The following is a 17,994-nucleotide window of genomic DNA, read 5'->3' on the forward strand; positions in this document are numbered from 1 at the left end:
GTGTCCGAGGACGTTCCCTCGGACACCGCGCCCGCCCGCTCACCTCGTTCGCGTCAGTGCTGCCAGACGCGCACGTAGTCGACCTGCATGTCCGACGGCGCCACAGGCTGGGCGTCGGAGGAGTTGAGGCCGTTGTTCAGGATCAGGTACTGCGGGGCCGAGGTGATGCCGGTGGTGATCTGGCCCACCTCCTTGCCGTCGTAGTAGTAGGTGACGGAACCGGGCTCCCAGTCGGCTCCGTAGGTGTGCCATCCGCTGTAGTCGCCGGAGGCACAGCCGCCGGGGCCGCCGGACGGGGAGTGGAAGTGGTAGCAGGCCTGGCCTTCCAGGCCCTCCATCACGTCCATCTCACCGTCGGTCGGCCAGCTCTGGCCGTCGGTCCAGAAGGCCGGCCAGTTGGCGACGCCCCCGCTGCCCGGCGGCAGGTAGATCCGCGCCTCGAACGCGCCGTAGGTGAACTGGGCCTTGCCGCTGGACTCCACGAGACCGGAACGGTACGGGTACGTCTTGCCGTTGACGGTCGTGGGCTCCTGGGCCATGGCCAGGTGCAGCGAGCCGCCGCCGACGCTGACCTGCGAGGGTGCGTAGGCGTCCTGCTCGCTGCTGTTGACCGGCGGGGTGGTGCAGGTCCCACAGCCGAGCCAGTTGGGGTTCCACTTCGAGGTGTCGAGACTGGTCCCGTTGAACTCGTCGGCGAACACCTCGTGCCAGGAACCCTGAATCCCGACCGGAACGGGGGTCGCGGCGGACGAGGCCGTCGACGTGGGTGTCGACGTCGGGGTCGTCGCCGGGGCCGTGGTCGGGATCTGGCTGGGGATCGTGGTCGCCGTCGGCGAAGACGCCGCCGCGGAGGCCGACGCCGACGCCGACGCCGATTCCGATTCCGATGCCGATTGCGAGGCCGCCGCGGACGCGGACGCCGAAGCCGTGCCGGTGGCCGCGGAGGTCGTCGGCGCGCTCGTGACGCTCGCACTCGGCGAACCCGACGCCGAACCCGGCGCGGCGGACGACGCCGAGGACGACGGCGCGGCGCTCGCGGCCGGAGTCGCCGCGGAGCTCGGCGTCACGCTGGCGCCGTCGGAGGTGAAGGAGCCGGTCGGAGCGAGCCGGTGCCAGGTGTTGTCGCTCTCGTACTCCACGAAGTAGCTGTACGCGCCGGCCGCGAAAGTGCGGCTCGCCGGGGTGAAGACGGTCTCGGAGGTGCTCAGCGTGGTGGGGCCGGAGACCTTGAAGTCGAAGTGCGCCCCGCTCGCGGACCGCACCGCGACCGTGAGCGCCTGCACCTGAAGGGTGCGGGTGGCGTGGAGCCTGGCCGTGGCGGTGGCCGAGGTGCCCGCCGCCGGGGAGGACGGCCTGAGGGACAGGGCGTCGACGACGACGCGGTTGGCCGTGTGCGACTGCGCGGCGCTGGCGCCGCCGACAGCGACCGCGGTCGCTGTGGCCATGGCCAGCCCGGTGGCGGCCAGCACCCTCCGCCGCTTGGCCGAACGGAGGCGGTGTTTCGCTTGATTGCGCATGGCGTGGGAGAACCTTTCGTTTCCCCCCCGACGTGCCGGGCCGACCGCGGACAGGAGCGGACTGGTTGACCCGATGCACGTGGAGCCTGCGCGACGAGCGCGGACCGGCGCAACCTCCCTCCGCCCGCCACCCGTGCGCAGGGCGCGCCGCACATCGCGACCGCTCCCGCAAGATGCCTGGTGGCAGAGCGTTTTCACAGGAACCGCCACCGAAACTGTGACCTCGCACACAAGCGATCCCGGCTGCCCCTTTGTCCGACTTAACCCGATTGCTCACTTTAGTGACAATTGCCCACCCCGACTGCGCGGCCCCCACGTTGGCACCGCGTCAGCGAATGCGCCCGCGCGCCCGCGCAGTTGACCCGGACCGCAGTCGTGATCAAGCTCCGGTCGAAGATCAGTACGATCGGGCGGTGATCATCCTCCGAAGGGCGGCGGCCGGGACAGCAGCCTGGCTCGCCGCACTGGCCCTGCTGGGCGGTCTCCCCACGACCGCCCACGCGGACAGCACCGACAACACCGCCCAACCCCCGCCCAAGGTCGAGCTCATCCTCGACGTCAGCGGCTCGATGCGCACGCCCGACATCGGCGGCATGAGCCGCATCTCGGCCGCGCAGCACGCGCTCGACGAAGTCGTCGACGCACTGCCCGACCAGGACCAGGTGGGTCTGCGCACCCTGGGCGCGACCTATCCCGGCAACAACAAGGCCGTCGGCTGCAAGGACACCCAACTGATGGTGCCCATCGGCCCGCTGAACCGGGTCGAGATGAAGACCGACGTCGCGACGCTGCGCCCGCTCGGCTGGACGCCGATCGGCCTGGCCCTGCGCGACGCCGCCAAGGACCTCGGCGTCGACAGCTCCAGCCGCCACATCGTGCTCGTCACCGACGGCGAGGACGACTGCGCGCCGCCGGACCCCTGCGACGTGGCGCGCGCCCTGGCCGCCGACGGCACCCATCTGACCGTGGACACGCTCGGCCTCACCGAGGACGACAAGGTCCGTCGGCAGCTGAGCTGCATCGCCCAGGCCACCGGCGGCACCTACACCGAGGTCCGGACCGAGGGCGAGCTCAGCACCCGGCTCACCCAGCTCGTCCAGTCGGGCACCACCCAGGCCGCCGCGCCGCCGGCCCCCACGACCGGAACGGACGCCTGCGCGACGGCGCCGGTGCTGAGGCCCGGTGTCTGGACCGACCGGCAGAACCCGCAGCAGGAGAGCTGGTACCGGGTGGCCGTGCCCGCCGGGCAGGAGCTGCGCGCCTCGGCGTCGATAGCCATCGACCGCCCGGTCGCGCCCCACTACGACATCACCATGCGCGCCACCACGGCCGACGGCCGGGAGCTCGCGCGCGGCGCCGGCGCGTCGAGCGGACGCAACGACGTCGTCTCGACCGGCCTGCGCGCCCAGGCGCCGGTGGCGGACGCGTCCGCCTCGTCCGCCGGATCCGACTCGTCCGCCTCGTCCGCCTCTGCGACGGCCGCCGACACGACATCGGCCGCCCCGACCGGTTCCACCCCGACCGACGGCACGACGGCCGGCCCGACGGGCAGCCCGTCCACAGACACGACGGCCACCACGACCGGCAGCGCCACCGACGGGATGGTCTGCCTCTCCGTCGCCAACGCGCTCAGCGTGACCACGGTCGGCGCGGGCAACCAGCCCGGCTTCCCCGTCGAGCTCAGCATCGACGTCGTCCCGGGCGCCTCCGCCTCGGGCGGCGGCGCGCAGTGGCTCGGCTCCGGTTGGGCCCTGGTCGGCCTGCTCGCGCTGATCGGTCTCGTCAGCGGTCTGATCTTCGGCTGGCTCGCGCGCTGGCGCGTGGCCGTGTGGAGGGCTCCGTGACCATGCCCCGACTTCTGCGCGCAGCTGGGACGTTGAGCCTGCTCGCCGTCCCCTTCCTCGCAACTCCCGTGCTGGCGGGCACCGCCCACGCGGACACCCCCGGGCCCGCCTCCCCGTCGGCCTCGACGAGCGCCGCCGCCCTCGCGGGGACCTCGTTCCGCACCGCCGGCACACTGACGCCAGGTCAGACCGGCCAGGCGACCGGTGCGGTGGGCGACTACTTCTACTGGTCCTTCCAGGCCCAGGCCGGCCAGAGCCCGAACGTCACCGCGACGGTCCAACTGCCGCCGGGCACCCAGCGGCAGGGCACGGAGACCTGGCGGCTCGACCTCTACGACGGCCTCCGCCGGGCCCAACCCTGCGTCAGCGGCACCCCGCAGGCGCAGGCGGGGACCGACTCCGGCTCGGTGCAGCTCAGTTGCACGCTGCCGACCATCCGCAGCTGGGCCGAGACCTGGTCCGACGACCCGCTCCCGGGCACGTACTACGTCCGGCTGACCGTCGGCGCACTCCCGGAGCAGGAGCTGGGGCTGCAGGTCAGCGCCCAGATCGGCCTCGCCGCACCGTCGGGCTCCGACCCCTCCTCCGACGGTTCGCTCTCCGCGCCGCTGTCACTGCCAAGCGCCGGCCCGAGCGCGGGCGCGGGCGCTACATCGGGGGCGACGTCCACGGACGGAGCTTCGGCACAGAGCGCCTCCGCCTCGGCGGCTCCGGCCGCCGTCGGCGCGTCCTCCGGCTTCTTCTCCGGCGGCAACGCCCGCTGGTGGTGGACGGGCGGAGGCGCGATCGCGGCGAGCCTCTTCGGCGTCGTCGGCTTCACCCTCACCCGCCACCCCCGCCGCTGGTTCTCCTGAGCCGACGCCGGGGCTTCCCTTTGGGGCCGCCCGCAACGGCGCGCCCCGGGGGAAGCCCCGGGGTCTTCGAGCAGCGGCGCGTCCCGTGAGCGCTTCACCCGCTAGGCGGGGTCCGGCATCAGCTCGGCGGGCTCCTTGGACAGCAGGGCAAAGACGGAGTCGAGCGCGACTGCGGCGCGGGCGGGATCAGGATCGACCTTGCGGACGATCTGGATGCCCTGGATCACCGTGAGCAGCAGGCGCGCGGCCGCGTCGGGGGTGACCGTCGCGGAGAGCTCACCGTCCTGCGCGGCACGTTCGAGCTGGCGGGTGAACGCCTCCTCCGCGACGCGCAGGCTGCGCTGCGCGAGCCGGGCGACGTCCTCGTCGCGGGGAAGCAGCTCGGCGATGCTGTTGACGCTGAAGCATCCGGCGTTGCCGCAGGCCGCGTCGGCGGCGAGAAGACGGTCGAGCACGTCGCGCAGTTGGGCGAGGGCCGGGCCGTCGGCGTCGAAGGCCGTGGTCAGCAGGGTGTCCTGCCGCCCCAGGTAGCGGGAGAGCGCGCGCACGAACAGCTGGTGCTTGTCGCCGAACGCGGCGTAGATCGAGCCGCGGCCGAGGCCCAGCTCCTCGACCAGGTCACTCATGGCGGTGGCCTCGTAGCCCTTGCGCCAGAACAGCAGCATCGCGCGGTCGAGGATCGCGTCTTCGTCGAACGTGCGGGGTCTGGCCATGGCTCCACGGTAGCGAACGCGACGGACGAAAGCAGCATTTACTTGACCGCTCGTTCCAGAACGCGTAGGTTATGGAACGAGCGGTCCGAAACTACTCCGGCTCAGCGTCACAGCCGACCCGATCCCCGGGCCCGCCCCACCCCGCACACCCGGCACACCCGGCACACCCGGCACACCCGAGCAGAGCCACCAACACGAACCAGGAGTTCCTCATGAAGGCAGCGGTCATCAACCAGTACGGCCAGGTCGGCGACGTCGTGACGGTCACCGAGGTCCCCACCCCCGCTGTCGGTCCGCGTGACGTGCTGATCGAGGCCCGCGCGGCCGGCGTCAACCCGGTGGACCACCTGATCGTCAAGGGCTTCATGAGCGCCGGGCCGCTCGCGCAGCCGCTGGTCATCGGCAGCGAGGTGGCCGGCCTGGTGAGCGCGGTCGGCGCCGAGGTCACCGACCTGTCGGTGGGCGACGAGGTGTTCGCCCGGGTCGACCCCCGCGTCGGCGGAGCCTTCGCCGAGTACGTCGCCGTCGACCGCTCGCTCGTCGCCGCCAAGCCGCAGAAGCTGTCCTTCGAGGAGGCAGCCTCGCTGCCGCTGGTCGGCCTCACCGCCTGGCAGGCGCTCACCGAGCAGTCCCAGGTCGGTCCGGGCACCCGGGTCCTCGTCCACGGCGGCGCCGGCGGCGTCGGCTCGGTCGCCGTCCAGCTCGCCAAGCACCTGGGCGCCGAGGTCGTGGCCACGGCCGGCGGCGACGGCGTCGACCTCGTCCGCAAGCTCGGGGCGGACCAGGTGGTCGACTACCGCGCCGAACAGTTCGACGAGGTCCTCGGCGGCTTCGACGTGGTCTTCGACACCGTCGGCGGGGCGACCCAGGACCGCTCCTTCCGGGTCCTCAAGCCGGGCGGCACGCTCGTCTCGATCGTCCCGATCGCCGACGCCGAGGCCAAGAAGGCCGAGTGGAACGTTGAGGCGCGCGCCTTCATGATGCGCCCGCACGGCGAGCAGCTGACCCACCTCGCTTCGCTGGTCGCCTCCGGCGAGCTGCAGCCGCTGCTGGAGACCACCTACCCGCTGGACGACACCGTCGAGGCCCTGCAGAAGGTCGAGCGCGGCGGCGCCCGCGGCAAGACCGTCCTCCGCATCCCGGCCTGACCGGCGCGTCGCCCCCGGGCGGCCGAGCCCGGCTACCGCTGTCGGCTCAGGCCCCGTCCCACCACGGCTTGCCCCCGGCCCAGTGCCGCACCCACCCGGCGAAGCCGGGCCGGGCCGTGTTGTCGCCGAACTCGGCGCCGAAGGGCGACGCGCCCTCGCTCTCGCAGCGAACGCGAGTCCATATGCTCCCGCCACTGGCGGGGTCATCCAGCGGGCTGCCGCGCGCCAGAAGCCGTACGCGGTCCAAAGTCTGCACTTCGAGGCCAGCAGACCACCCGGGCGCGAAGCCGCCCGACAAATGGTGATGGCACTTTAAAGGCAGTGCAGCTAAAATGCATGCATGACTGCCGTGACCATCCGCGAAGTACCCGACTCGGTCCTCGAACAGCTGAAACTCAAGGCCGCCCAGGGCGGGAAGAGCCTCCAGTCGTACCTTCTCGACCTTGTCACGCGCGAGGCCACGACACCTACCCTGGCCGAAATGATGGCGCGACTCGACCGCGAAACCCGCACCGAGCTCAGCACGCCCGACATCCTCGCCGCGATCGAGGACAGCCGAGAGCGCCGATGACCAACACCGTCGTCATCGACTGCTCCGCCCTCATCCGAGCCCTGACCGATCACAGCCCCGCCGGCTTCGCTGTCCGCGAGCGACTCCGGCAGCTCGACACGCTTACCGCCCCCGGCCTGCTGGACTACGAGATCATGTCCGCCCTCTTCGGCATGGCCAAGGGCGGAAAGCTCACGGACAAGGAGGCCGTCAAAGCCGTCGGCGACTACCAAACCCTTTCCATCGTCCGACACGACACCCTCGTGCTGTGGCAGCGGGTCCGCGCGCTGCACCACAACATCAGCGCCTACGACGCACAGTACGTAGCTCTCGCCGAAACCCTCGGCGTCCCGCTGATCACCAGTGACGCACGCATCCGACGCAGCGGCGCAGCCAAGTGCGCCATCGAAGTTTTCGCCTGACAAGCACCGTAGGAAGCCGAGCGCGGACCGTTAGCCTCGGATCAGCGCGGCCAGAACCATGGCGGGGTCGGCGCCGGAGGGCCACCAGGCACCGTCATCGCTTCCGGTACGGGTAGCACAATGCGTTCTCGCCGAGCCGCAGTTGTCGTCACTGCCGGTGGCGGCGTCAGCAAGGAGGCTCGCCACCTCCTGGTCGCCCACGCCGAGTTCGCCAAGACGGCGGGACGCGGGGATCGGCGCCCAGCGGGTCCGCAGCAGGGCCCGACGCTGCTCTCGACCGCCTCGACATCCCCGGGTGGTCCTGGTCCGACGACTCCGCGAACTGCCACACCTTCTCCCCCTGCCAGCGCTTCTACGCCGGATTCCTGCCCCAACCGGGGACCCGCCCGAAGCTCGAGCTGTGGCGGATCTGGGTCCGCCCCAACCGGGCACCGCTCGCCCCTTTGGTGCGGACCGCGACATCCCCGCCGAGCTGGTCGGCGCTCTCGCGGCCGCCCTCGCCGACGACTGATACCGGACCACACCCGAGGCGGAAGCGCGGAGCGGACGGCCGAGACGGCTTCGCCCCCGACGGTCGCTCCACGGCGGGGCTCCGGTGCAGCCGCACCGCCGACCGGCGTCCACGGAGGTGGACGCCATCACCACCCGACCGGTCCGGCAACCTCCAGCTGGAGGCCCTCCTCGGACCTTCGGGGGTGCCAGCCCAGCCCAAGCCCTTGAAAGGATCTTGCTCATTCGGCCGCACCCGGCACCCCAAAGGGGCTGGGGCGCGGCACAGCAACTTGAGGGGGATCCAGGCGCAGGGGCGAACTCATCCTGGCCGCAGCCATCGGGCTGTGCCTGGGCGGAAGCATCGTCACACCGGCCACCGCGGCCGAGACCACCGCCGAGCAGGCCACCGTTTCATCGATATCCGTCCAGGCCGAGGACTCCTCCCTGGACATCACCCTCGACAAGCCTGTCACGCCGACGACCGCGGCAAGCCTGCAGTCGCAGCTCCAGGCGGAGCTGGGGCCCGACGCACCCAAGGTGCAGCCGCAGAAAGTCGACCCGGGTCCCACCTACCCGGTGGTGCACTGCTCCGCGCCGGACAACACCTTCAGCGACCGCAACGGCACCTTCCACACCCGCTACAACTGCAACTACAACAACGTCAACTGGGGCTACAAGGTCGTCCTGCCCCTGCAGGCCATCGCCGCCGGCCCGATGAACGAGGCCGGCATGCGCTGGTACAAGGGAACCGGCCACTACCTCGGCGCGAACGCCCCCCCACACCGTCGGCGTCTCCTACCTCCTTCACGGTACCCAGGGCGGCATGGCCAGTGGCGACCTGATGAGCTGGTGGGACACACTGACCTTCCCGGTCGAGGTGGCCGGGAACCCCGGTAAGGCCGTGCTCCACATAGGCGGAAACTCTGTCGTCCTTCGCTGAGCCCTCCCCACTCCTGCTCTCCGTCCTGGCCGGCGTGGCCGAATCGCTCCGACCACCCACCAGTCCTGCAGTGAACGTCCAGTCCGTCTCCCCGACTGAAACCGTCCTCGCACCAGGCTGGGGAGAGCCGTCGGGGCAGCCGCCCGCGTTCCTCGTCCAAGCGGACGTCGACGGACAGGACTTCGCGTTCCACATGCACGAGGGCGGCAGCGCCGCCGAGCAATCATGGCGCTGCGCACAGGCGCTCATGGACGCGGCACAGGAGGCCGTGGGCTCCACGCCGTATCCGCCCTGTCCCGGCCACCGGCACCCGATGGCCGTCGAGCGAGACGGGGAACGGGTCTACTGGTGCTGCCCCGAGGCACGCCGCGTCCCCGTGGCACCCATCACTCAGGGCGCCTGACGCCGACGGGCTCCTCCTGGCAGACCACCACGACGTGGAAGGCCTCGACCGACCCGCAGTTCATCGCCAAGATGCAGCGCGTGCTGGAGCTGTACGACACTCCGCCCGCCGACGGCCGGGTGGTCTGCGTGGACGAGTTCGGCCGCTCAATCTCCAGCCCCGCAAGGGAACGCCTGGCGCCCTCACTGTTCCCCGCGCCGGCTGCGGGCCACCTACAACCGCTACGACGGCGTGTGCACATGCTCGCCGCCCTCGACCTGGCCACGGGCAAGATCTACTACCGCATCCGCAAGCGAAAGCGCTGGCGTGAGTTCCTTGCCCTGCTCAAGACCCTGCGCGCCCGCTGGCCCGGCGAGACGCTCTACGTCGTGCTGGACAACTTCTCTCCGCACAAGCACCCGAACGTCTGGGCCTGGGCCGAGGCCAACAAGGTCGAGCTGGTCTTCCTGCCCACCTACGGATCCTGGCTGAACTGGATCGAATCCGAGTTCGCAGCCCTTCGCTACTTCGCCCTCAACGGCACCGACCACCGCAGCCACGACGAGCAGAACGCCGCCATCAGCGCCTACATCCGCTGGCACAACGCCCGCGCGGAGCCGAAGACTGCCTTCGCCTCCGAATCACCGATCCGCACCTGGACCCAGTACCCGGCGAAGGCGGCTTGAGAAGTCCTCCGCCGGCTCCTCCGGCACGGACGGCCACTCTTCGATGGCCGCGACGATCTCCGCCAGCCCGGCTTCGAAGGCCACCACGTCGATCACCCCGTCTCCGAACCTCTGCCACAGGTCAACAAGCCCGTCGCCCCATCCGGCGAGATCGATCATCTTGTCACCAAGTGTGAAGCCGTCCAACGACGGCTTCCCCACCTCCAGCACCCATCGATTCGCAGCCGCGTCTGCCACGATGCCGCGACCCGCCAGCTCCACGGTGGTGCGCCGCCAGGGACTCGAACCCCGGACCCGCTGATTAAGAGCCTCCCTAGATCATTTCCCGGTAGTACCAACACACTGCAAAGTGCACTGATCCAGGCCGATCTGTCCGACTTCGAGGTGTCCGCAAGTCCCGACGCCGCCAACGGGTATCAATCGTGATCGGCGCCGTCGCTCCCACCACGCTCCCACCACCCGGACGCGCGGTCACGGCTACCGGAGCCTGGTATCACACGCCCCAAGGCACTTCAGCCCGAGCCGAGACAGTCCAGGCCTCGCTCGCCACTGCCAGCACGGGAGGCCATCCAACAGGTCACAGGCCGTGCTGATCGAGCAGCCGCATCAAGTTCCGTTTGCGCTTCTGCCCGGCACGCAGCGCGGCCACGTATACGTCGAACTCCCCCGTTGTGCCAAGAGCTTCATGACAGGCGCGGGCACTGACCAGCAACCGAAGAATCTGCTGGTACGCCGCGTCGCCCGTTACGGCCGTCAGCGGCTCGACCGCGCGCAGATAGACCTTGAGCGCATCACCCGGACGCTGGGCTGACACCAGGTCAGCCAAAGTGAGCCACTGTTGATCCGTGGCCACCCCGGTCGCAGCAACCCAGGCTTCCTCGAGATCCCCGTCGTCCACCAGCGCGTCGATCCACGCCGCGGGCGACCGCCACGGTTTCTCTGCCTGCTTGAGCGCCTCGGCACGCAGCACCTCCAGCGCCGGGCCACGCTCGGCCGGCCAGCAACCGTCAGCCTGCGCAGCCCGGCGCAAGCGCTGGTAGGCGGCCAGACTCAGCTCCCCACGCAACCGGTCGCGGCGGATTTCCACCGCGAGCTCTGCCTTGCCTGCGGCCTGGTAGCGGTCACACAGGTAGTCGACAAGGCCCGAGTCCACCCTCCCGGCGGGCGCGGCGGACGAGGCGGCCTCGAGGCCTCGAGCCGCCCACTCCAGCGCCTCCCCGGATCGGCCGGCAGCGTCGAGTTCCCGCGCGACCTGCAGATGCGTGGCACCCGTGGGAGCCAGATCGGCCGCGTACACGGCCACGACCGCGTCAACGTCGTCTTCCAAGCGCGCCAGCTGCTGCTTGAGGTACTTGAGCGTCCAGTCGGACGGGTGACGGTGCCACGCCTCCGTCACCAGGGCGGCCAGCCGCGCCTTGCCCGCCGCACCGAGCACGTCGAAGTAGTCGGTGACGTCAATGTCGAGCAGGTCACCGCCAGGACCGGTCAGGTGCGCGAAAAGCCACTCCGCGGTCTCCCCCGGAGCGGCCTGCGCCGCCCGGCAGGCGTCGAGATGAACCTCGCCCAACTCCTCGACCACACTGCCCAGCTGCCCCGAGGAGTCGTCCACGCTCTCGTACGTGGAGGCGAGGATTCGGAGCGCTTCGCGGGCCACCTCCACCGCCTGCTCGGCGTACTCGGTCTCCAGCAATGAGCCGATCGCCCGGACCGCTTCCGCGATCTGTTCGGCGTAGGCGTCCGCATCCGCGTACTCCACGAAGCCGTACTGGCTGAACGGGGAGGCGTCCAACAGCGCACGAATGCGCACACGCATCGCGTCCACGTCGGCGTTGTCCGCAGCCGCACGCAACTCCAGCCGACGGCGCAGCGCCCGATCCTGGGCAACCTGTTCCCGGACCAGCGCCAGCAGTTCTCCTTGACTGCGGGCCTCCAGCCACTCGTCCAGATCTCGACGGCCGCGCTCCGCCTCAGCCCGCTGCCCCGGAACGGCTGCGGCCCGACTCAGCAGCACCAGCCCCACCGCGACACAGTGCTTGCAGAAATGGCCCTCGCGACCGTACGGGCAACTGCACTTGCCCCACAGTCCGCCGCCCCGGCCGGTGCCGAGTTCGACCCGGTAGGCACTGCCGCCGTGGACGGTAGCCGTGGCCCCGGCCTCCAGCACCTCCAACCCTGAGACGGCACCCGTGTACTCCAGGCCCCGCTCGAAGGACCGGACCCCCGCTGCATCCCGCAGCTGCGCCTCCGAGAAGCCCACCCCGCTCATGGACATCAGCCTCACGCTCCACAGCAACCATCAGCGGATTCACCCTCCCGGCACCGCCGGCGACCAGTATCCCAACGACTGCGTCCGACGCCGTTCCGTTCGACGTGACGTGTGAGCCGAGGGGGGTCGTGGGGCGCGGCGGCAAGCCGTCTGGCCGCTTCGAAGCCGGGCACCGCATGAGAGCCAGCCGCATGCATATGGTGGAGGTACCATAACCCTATGGCACTGAAGAAGACCACCGTCATGGTGGACGAACAGGACCTCGCGCTGATCAAAGCGGCAGCAGAGCGTGAGGGCCGCCCCGAATCGGAGTACTTCCGCGAGGCCTTCCACCTCGCCGCACTCCGCACCCAGCGCTGGAACGAGGACTGGGACATCCCCCGTCTCGACTTCGGCCACCCCGTGAGCGCCGAGGAAATCCACGAGACCGTGTCCGACGCAGTGTCGGACCAGAAGTGATCGTCATCGGCGACACCTCCGGCCTGGTCGCAGCGCTGAACGTCGCCGACCCCGAACACGAGGCTGCTCGGGCCGCCCTGCGTGAAGCCGCCCTCACCGTGGTCTCCCCACTCGTTCTCCTGGAGATCGAGCACATCACCACGCGCAACGTCAGCCGCCAGGCCGCCCTCTCGGTCAACGACTGGCTGCTCAGCCAGGAACAGACGGGCCGGGTGGCCGTTCCCGGCCTGTCCGCCGACACCCTGCGCAAGGCCCGCAAAGTGCAGGACCGGTACGCGGGCCTGCGGCTGGACCTGACCGACGCCGTCAACGTCGTCCTCGCCGAACAATTCGACACCGAGTCCATCCTCACCCTGGACCGCCGTGACTTCCGCGCCCTCATGCCGCTGACCGGGAAGCACGGCTTCCGCCTGCTCCCCGACGACCGTTGACGGGAGCGGTCCCCCACCGAGTAGAAGACCGCGCTGTCCGCAGCTACTGGGCGCTTTCCGCGGCGGATCCGGCAGTCCACGACCAGATCCGCGATACGGAGAGCGGTCGCGACGCGGATGAACTCGGGGGCCGGGTAGAGCGCAGAGCCCACTGGCATCTCAAACGACTTGCGGTGATGCGCGGGTTGCTGGAGGCAAAATTCACCCAGCACCCTGCCCTCGCCGAGATCCTTCTCGACACCGGTGACAGCAGGATCAGCTACACCGGGCTGTCGGACTCCCCTTTCTGGCGCGACATCCCAGACCACCGCGGTCGCAACTGGATGGGGCGGCTCCTGGAGCTCACCCGCTCCGAGCTCGTCATCCAGCGGACACTCGGTCCGACCGACAGATCGAAGCAGTAACGTCGAAGTGAGCTGCTTCAGGCTCGGTCGATCGCGGCTCGCGCCGACGGCCGACGCCAAGCAATTGAGTGTCCCTCGGCAACGCTGCGGTGCAGAATGGCCGCATGGCAACTTGAAGAGCGCCGGCCGGACGGAAGTCCTGGCGCAAGACGGGCACTGGCTGGTCTGTCCGCGACGGTGACCGCTGGATCTGCACTGTATGCCACGGGCCTGTCCTCTCCTACCAGTACCGCTTCCATCCTCCCGGGTCCTCCAGCTTCGAGCGCTGCATCGGGTTCGTCTGGTGCTCGGGATGTCGGATCTACTCGGGCAACATGGTCTACGTTCCTCGCAAGCGGGTCCTGGTCGATGCCCTTGCCTCGCTGCCTGCCGATGACCGAGACCGGCTGCTCCGAAAGGAAGCCGCGTTGATCGACCATCTGGATGGCCAGGTCGTCGGTCACTACTGAGTGGCGCTCTGCGCAGGAGACAGCCGCTCCAGCGCCGACCTCGCGGCGCGGGCAAGGTGCTCGTCTATCCGGAGTTCCTCGTCCTCGTCGCCCGTGTTCACGCCGATCCGTGTGCGGCGGTGCGCCAGCGCTTCGAGTACGGGAATCACCTGTTGAGCGAACGCACCCATGTCGCCGAGCAGAGTGCAGGTCTCCAGGCCGAACACGTCGTCGGTGAGGTAGTCCGGCAGGAGGTCGAGGAGCAGGGGCGCGACGCCCGGACCCTGCACGTTCCAGAGCAGGCGCATCGCGCGTGGATGGAGACGCCTGGGGTCCTGCGCCATCCGGCACAGCCGCTCCGTGTGCCGGTGTGCGAGTCCGCCATGCAGGTGGAGGCACTCCATCAGCGGCAGGACCCGGCGCATTGCCCGGACGGTGTCCGGGAGTTGGTCGAGCCGGCGTTCGGCGTGGGTGCGGTCTCCGGTCACCGCGAGGAGCACGGCGGCGCACGTGTCGGCCAGATCCTCCCGCTCCAGGCAGCGCAGCAGCGCCGGTGCGGCTGAGGAAGCCATCGGTCCCAGAGCCGCGAGGACGTCAAGGGCCCGGCGGCGGACCCACGGGCGGCACGTCTGCGGCGAAGGCGCCGACGTGTCCACCAGTGCCACGAGGTCGGGAACCAGTGGCGCGGCTGCCGGCCCCAGACTGACGGCGGCGGCCAGGGCCCCGGCCAGCGGACAACCTGTGTGCCACCGGTCCTCGGAGCAGTGCTTATCAGCCGCGCGAAGGGCGCCGCGCACAGCGTCCACCCACAACGCCGGGTCGGGGCTTGGCGGGATGACGCCCTCGACGGCCTCAACGAAACCGCGCGCCATGAAGCCTGTCTGCACGAGACCACTCAGTACAACGGCAGCGCGTTGATCCCCCACCCGTCCGAGACCCATGGCGGCCTCGGTCCGAGGCTCAGGGTCCTCCAGCAACTCGGCCAGGGCGTCGGCGCACAGCCGGGAGTTGTCCAGACTCGCACAGATAGTGCTCACCGCCTCGGCGCGCACCCTGGCGTCGGTGTCGCCGACAGCCGCGCTCAGAGCTTGACTGAGCCGGTCGGGCGCGGCGCGCCAACGGCGCAGCGCCCCACGGGCGATGTCGACGCCAGCCAGGCGAGCGACCGGGGACGGGTGGACCAGTAAACGCGACGCCCAGTCGTAGGCCGCCTCCTCGCGGTCCTGCCGGACCAGGGCGAGCGACCACCACCAGCCGGGACGAACGGCAAGCTTGGAGCCTGGGCCTCCCAGGCGCTCTCCGGCCGACGGCAGGCAGGACAGTGCGAGTTCCTCCCACATCGGCCACTGCTCCTGTGGAGCAACTCGGACCGCTGCGAGGGCTGCACGGAGTCGGACTGCGTCGTCCGGGTCCGTCCGCAGGCTCTCGGCGAGCGTGAGTGCCCCCTCGCCGGTGAGGTCCCCGTGCGAGCTGAACATTGCCTCCACGAGGGCGAGACGAGCCACCGGGTCAAGGGGCGAGCCCGGCTCCCGGACCATGTCGAGGGCATGCTCCGGGTCGGCGGTCGCGAGGAGCCATGCCGCGCTGCGGCGGACGGTTCCGTCCGGATCAGCGAGGCACGATCGGGCGCGCTCCGCGGCCGCGTGCCAGGGTTGCGCACCCCAGCTCATGTCGTTCAGAAGCTGCAGGGTCCGGCAGCGGGCTTCGGCATCAGGATGCTCGCAGTAGCCGAAGATCAGGCGGGCCGCCTGGCCGTTGCGTTCTTCGCGCACGACGGTGAACAGGGCGCTGCGGGCGTCACCGTAAGCGCTCCCCCTCGGGTCGGCGAGTGCGGCGGCAAGCCATGCGTCCACGAGTTGGTCCGGCTCGAAGGCCGTTCCGCCGGGGGTCACCGGCTGGAAAGGGCACTGCCCTTCAACAAAGTCGTCATGCGGCCGATCATGTCCACTCGGCGCAGGTTCCGCAACCGGATTCGGGCTGCCCTGACGGCGAGCAGGTGCCGGAGCCGTGCTCTGACTCGCCCGACGAGGGTCATCGACGTTGAGCGGCGCTGGGGTGTCCGCCCACGGCAGGCGCTGCGCAAGTCAGCTGACCGAGCCGACGAGCCGCGCGCGTCAGTCCCACCAATTGAACAGCAGCTCACCCAACACCGCGGGCTTCCATCGCCGTATCGGCTTGCGTTCGATTACGGGAAGGGCGGACAGATCGACCTCCCTCAGCGGCGTGCGCAGCGCTGCGTCGTCGAGGACCTGGAAGCCGGCGACGACGAAGTCCTCCGCCCAAGCCGGCTGGGGGACCAGCGCCTTCGGCGCATCGCCGAAGACCGGCGAAGCGGCAGCCAGGGTCACGATCGGCAGCAGCAGATGCGCGACCACGACCGCCAACAACCGGCCGTCGAAGGCTCGCAGCTCGGTGCAGGTGAAGGACGCGGGATACCCCGGGCCCGCCTCGACCGCTGTCGCTCGAAGCGGTCCCGCCACCGCCCAGCAGGCTCGTCGCACGGCTGCCGGATCAACCCTGGGCGCAGAGCCACTGCGCCGGTCCTGGAAGCCTGTTGCCCCGCGCTTGATCCGGCCTGCAGGCTGATCGCTCGTCATTCCGCACCGAGGGAACGCACCCATTTCAACGTCATACGCCTCCCTTTCGTTTGCGAGGAACGGTCCGCTCGCTGCCCTGTCGGCAGTGCGGAGGCCGGCGGCTGCGCCGCTACTCGGCACCCAACCGCGCCGCCGACACCAAGGGGAGCGGGTATGGGCGCTCAGGCGGGAGCAGGGTCGCGGCCGTGCCGGTCTCGCCGTCCAGGATCAGGCGACGGATACGGTGTGCGAGCGGTGTGACATCCGCGATGCCCACGATCCACGAGTCGAGATACTGGTGGACGGCCTCCCCGCTGAGCCCTACCTGCAGGGAGCGCCAGGGCAGCGGCTGCAGGTTCAGGTCGCGTTCGGGATCCCACTGGAAGCGGACGTCGCCGCGGCGCAACTCGCGGCGCCAATGGTCACGCGAGGTATGCAGGCGCGGGGTGTAGGAGGAGGCGACAGCCTGGCCGAGAGCGCTGTGGAAACCGTCGCGGGTGATCTCGATGGCCAGCACGTGCTCCTGCCCGGGGCTGGTCGCCCAGCCTCTACGGTGCATCATCCACAGGAACGACGGCTTGATCCACGTCATGCGGGACCGGTTGTAGTCCGCGGGGAACCCGCCTGCGGCCGCGGCCGGGAGAGCGATCGAGGCAGGGTAGGCCTGGTAGACGGTCACGGTCTGGTCGGTGAAGCGAGCGCGGATCTGGCGAGCGGGAACGTTGACGAGCACGCGGCCGATGATCTCCTCCCTCCGCCGGACCGGCCAGTGGTTTTCGCGAGCACGCGGCCGCAGGGCCGACTGCTCTGTGCGCGGCAGCACACACCACCCCTGACTCACACCGGCGGCCCAGCCCCGGTCACAGGCCCACCACCGACTCCGCGCAGCCCTGGTCGAGTCGTTCGGCAAGGTCGAGCAGGTCCGGCAGCCGCAGTGTCCGGCCCCCGGAGCCGGGGAGCGGGACGTGCAGGGGCTCAGTCCAGCGGATGGGGATCGCGGACAGTCCGTAGCTGGCGCCGGCCAGGCCGCCGGTGACCGCGGCGACGGTGTCCGTGTCGCCTCCGAGGTCCAAGGCCGCGCGGAGCGCCTGCTCGAAAGAGCCGGTCGTGCGCAGCGCCCAGACTGCGGAGCCGAGGCAGGGCCAGACTGCGCCGTTGAACTCGGTGGCCTGTTCGGGGTGCCAGTCGGGTGCGAGGACGACGGCGTAGCGATCGCGGTGATCTGGGTCGAGCTCGTCGAGGGTGTCGGGGATGGCCGCGAGCAGGTCGCCGCCGTCCAGGGCAACGCGGATGAGCTCGTGGTAGATCGCCGTGCCTTCCCAGGCTGCGGAGTCGCCGTGGGTGAGGGCGGCGATGCGTCGTGCCGCGTTCATCGTCGCCTGCCGGCCGGCGTGGGCGAAGTAGACGGCGGAGGTGGCAGCACGCATCAGCGAGCCGTTGCCCGCGGCGCGGTGGGTGGTCTGGAAGTGGATGGCCGCGGCCAGGTCCCACGGCAGGCCGTTGGTGAGCACGTCCTCGGTCTGCAGCCCGACGTCCTTGGGGCCGTCAGTCACCCAGCGCTGGAAGCGAGCGAAGAGATCCGGCAGGTCCAACCCGTCCCGCTCCAGAAGCGATTCGGCCACGTGGACGGCCATCTGCGTGTCGTCGGTGGCCTCGCCCGGATCCCAGCCCCCTCCTCCGCACATCTCCCCGTCTCCGTCCGGGGCCGGGAAGCGGGCGGAGAACGCGCCTTCCCGGCTGAACTCGAAGGGCGCACCGAGCGCGTCCCCCACGGCCGACCCGACTATCGCACCTGCGACCCGCTCGCCACGATCCACCCGCGCAGACTACTGGCCGCCGAGCGTTGATCGCTGATCTCAGTGGACCGCCGCTTCGGCGGCGG

The 17,994-nt window shown here is 70.4% G+C and carries 21 protein-coding genes; 13 read left to right on the forward strand and 8 right to left on the reverse strand.

Features of this window, described 5'->3' with window-relative positions; translation table 11 throughout:
• Positions 1-53: 53 nt before the first annotated feature.
• Positions 54-818, reverse strand: a complete 765-nt coding sequence (locus TR48_RS45375) for a glycoside hydrolase family 16 protein (protein WP_236652101.1) — start codon at positions 816-818, stop codon at positions 54-56.
• Between the two features lies 1 nt (position 819).
• Here TR48_RS45375 and TR48_RS45380 point away from each other — a divergent pair, with 1 nt between their 5' ends.
• The 3 genes from TR48_RS45380 to TR48_RS10805 all read left to right on the forward strand — a co-directional run bounded on the left by TR48_RS45380 (position 820) and on the right by TR48_RS10805 (position 4,215).
• Positions 820-1,146 carry a hypothetical protein gene (locus tag TR48_RS45380; RefSeq protein WP_236652104.1) on the forward strand — a complete coding sequence of 109 codons (327 nt, stop codon included), beginning with the start codon at positions 820-822 and terminating at the stop codon, positions 1,144-1,146.
• Positions 1,147-1,930: 784 nt separating this feature from the next.
• On the forward strand, positions 1,931-3,361 hold the full coding sequence (locus tag TR48_RS10800; protein WP_042365829.1) for a VWA domain-containing protein: 1,431 nt from the start codon (positions 1,931-1,933) through the stop codon (positions 3,359-3,361).
• A gap of 2 nt (positions 3,362-3,363) precedes the next feature.
• Complete coding sequence (locus TR48_RS10805; RefSeq protein ID WP_236652102.1) at positions 3,364-4,215, forward strand: peptidase; 852 nt, start codon at positions 3,364-3,366, stop codon at positions 4,213-4,215.
• A gap of 101 nt (positions 4,216-4,316) precedes the next feature.
• Here the strand turns inward: TR48_RS10805 and TR48_RS10810 are convergent, their stop codons facing one another.
• Positions 4,317-4,928, reverse strand: a complete 612-nt coding sequence (locus TR48_RS10810; protein WP_042365830.1) for a TetR/AcrR family transcriptional regulator — start codon at positions 4,926-4,928, stop codon at positions 4,317-4,319.
• Positions 4,929-5,140: 212 nt separating this feature from the next.
• Here TR48_RS10810 and TR48_RS10815 point away from each other — a divergent pair, with 212 nt between their 5' ends.
• The 6 genes from TR48_RS10815 to TR48_RS10845 all read left to right on the forward strand — a co-directional run bounded on the left by TR48_RS10815 (position 5,141) and on the right by TR48_RS10845 (position 9,548).
• Positions 5,141-6,076 carry an NADP-dependent oxidoreductase gene (locus TR48_RS10815; RefSeq protein WP_042365831.1) on the forward strand — a complete coding sequence of 312 codons (936 nt, stop codon included), beginning with the start codon at positions 5,141-5,143 and terminating at the stop codon, positions 6,074-6,076.
• Between the two features lie 340 nt (positions 6,077-6,416).
• Positions 6,417-6,647, forward strand: coding sequence for a FitA-like ribbon-helix-helix domain-containing protein (locus TR48_RS10825; protein ID WP_042365833.1), 231 nt, complete (start codon positions 6,417-6,419; stop codon positions 6,645-6,647).
• Positions 6,644-7,048 carry a type II toxin-antitoxin system VapC family toxin gene (locus tag TR48_RS10830; protein WP_042365834.1) on the forward strand — a complete coding sequence of 135 codons (405 nt, stop codon included), beginning with the start codon at positions 6,644-6,646 and terminating at the stop codon, positions 7,046-7,048. Before TR48_RS10825 ends, TR48_RS10830 begins: the two co-directional genes overlap by 4 nt.
• A gap of 1,029 nt (positions 7,049-8,077) precedes the next feature.
• Positions 8,078-8,437, forward strand: coding sequence for a hypothetical protein (locus TR48_RS10835; protein ID WP_042365835.1), 360 nt, complete (start codon positions 8,078-8,080; stop codon positions 8,435-8,437).
• A 113-nt stretch (positions 8,438-8,550) separates the two neighbouring features.
• On the forward strand, positions 8,551-8,883 hold the full coding sequence (locus tag TR48_RS43075; RefSeq protein ID WP_052442560.1) for a hypothetical protein: 333 nt from the start codon (positions 8,551-8,553) through the stop codon (positions 8,881-8,883).
• Positions 8,829-9,548: an IS630 family transposase gene (locus TR48_RS10845; RefSeq protein ID WP_161789804.1), complete on the forward strand. Its 720-nt coding sequence runs from the start codon at positions 8,829-8,831 to the stop codon at positions 9,546-9,548. Before TR48_RS43075 ends, TR48_RS10845 begins: the two co-directional genes overlap by 55 nt.
• Here TR48_RS10845 and TR48_RS10850 read toward each other — a convergent pair.
• Entirely contained in the window at positions 9,504-9,809 is a 306-nt protein-coding gene (locus TR48_RS10850; RefSeq protein ID WP_152627902.1) for a hypothetical protein, read from the reverse strand. The two genes, TR48_RS10845 and TR48_RS10850, sit on opposite strands and share 45 nt — an antisense overlap.
• Positions 9,810-10,125: 316 nt before the next feature.
• Positions 10,126-11,814, reverse strand: a complete 1,689-nt coding sequence (locus tag TR48_RS10855; protein ID WP_042365894.1) for an SWIM zinc finger family protein — start codon at positions 11,812-11,814, stop codon at positions 10,126-10,128.
• A 219-nt stretch (positions 11,815-12,033) separates the two neighbouring features.
• On the opposite strand from TR48_RS10855, the gene TR48_RS10860 reads away from it, so the two are divergent.
• The 4 genes from TR48_RS10860 (at position 12,034) to TR48_RS46290 (ending at position 13,557) form a co-directional block, all read left to right on the forward strand.
• Positions 12,034-12,273 (forward strand): ribbon-helix-helix protein, CopG family, encoded by a 240-nt coding sequence (locus TR48_RS10860; protein ID WP_042365837.1) that lies wholly within the window; start codon positions 12,034-12,036, stop codon positions 12,271-12,273.
• Positions 12,270-12,704 (forward strand): PIN domain-containing protein, encoded by a 435-nt coding sequence (locus TR48_RS10865; RefSeq protein WP_042365838.1) that lies wholly within the window; start codon positions 12,270-12,272, stop codon positions 12,702-12,704. Before TR48_RS10860 ends, TR48_RS10865 begins: the two co-directional genes overlap by 4 nt.
• Entirely contained in the window at positions 12,701-13,108 is a 408-nt protein-coding gene (locus TR48_RS40255; protein ID WP_084729179.1) for an NADAR family protein, read from the forward strand. The genes TR48_RS10865 and TR48_RS40255 overlap by 4 nt, the downstream gene beginning before the upstream one ends.
• Positions 13,109-13,422: 314 nt before the next feature.
• Positions 13,423-13,557 carry a hypothetical protein gene (locus TR48_RS46290; protein WP_268873571.1) on the forward strand — a complete coding sequence of 45 codons (135 nt, stop codon included), beginning with the start codon at positions 13,423-13,425 and terminating at the stop codon, positions 13,555-13,557.
• On the opposite strand, the gene TR48_RS10875 is transcribed toward TR48_RS46290, so the two are convergent.
• The 4 genes from TR48_RS10875 to TR48_RS10890 all read right to left on the reverse strand — a co-directional run bounded on the left by TR48_RS10875 (position 13,551) and on the right by TR48_RS10890 (position 17,929).
• Complete coding sequence (locus TR48_RS10875; RefSeq protein ID WP_152627903.1) at positions 13,551-15,389, reverse strand: HEAT repeat domain-containing protein; 1,839 nt, start codon at positions 15,387-15,389, stop codon at positions 13,551-13,553. The genes TR48_RS46290 and TR48_RS10875 overlap by 7 nt on opposite strands.
• Before the next feature lie 261 nt (positions 15,390-15,650).
• Positions 15,651-16,133, reverse strand: a complete 483-nt coding sequence (locus tag TR48_RS10880; RefSeq protein WP_152627904.1) for a hypothetical protein — start codon at positions 16,131-16,133, stop codon at positions 15,651-15,653.
• Between the two features lie 109 nt (positions 16,134-16,242).
• Positions 16,243-16,845: a DUF4291 domain-containing protein gene (locus tag TR48_RS10885; RefSeq protein ID WP_042365841.1), complete on the reverse strand. Its 603-nt coding sequence runs from the start codon at positions 16,843-16,845 to the stop codon at positions 16,243-16,245.
• Positions 16,846-16,972: 127 nt separating this feature from the next.
• Positions 16,973-17,929, reverse strand: a complete 957-nt coding sequence (locus TR48_RS10890) for an ADP-ribosylglycohydrolase family protein (protein WP_042365842.1) — start codon at positions 17,927-17,929, stop codon at positions 16,973-16,975.
• Positions 17,930-17,994: the final 65 nt, after the last annotated feature.

The organism is Streptacidiphilus neutrinimicus, from assembly GCF_000787815.1.
Taxonomy (GTDB): domain Bacteria; phylum Actinomycetota; class Actinomycetes; order Streptomycetales; family Streptomycetaceae; genus Streptacidiphilus; species Streptacidiphilus neutrinimicus.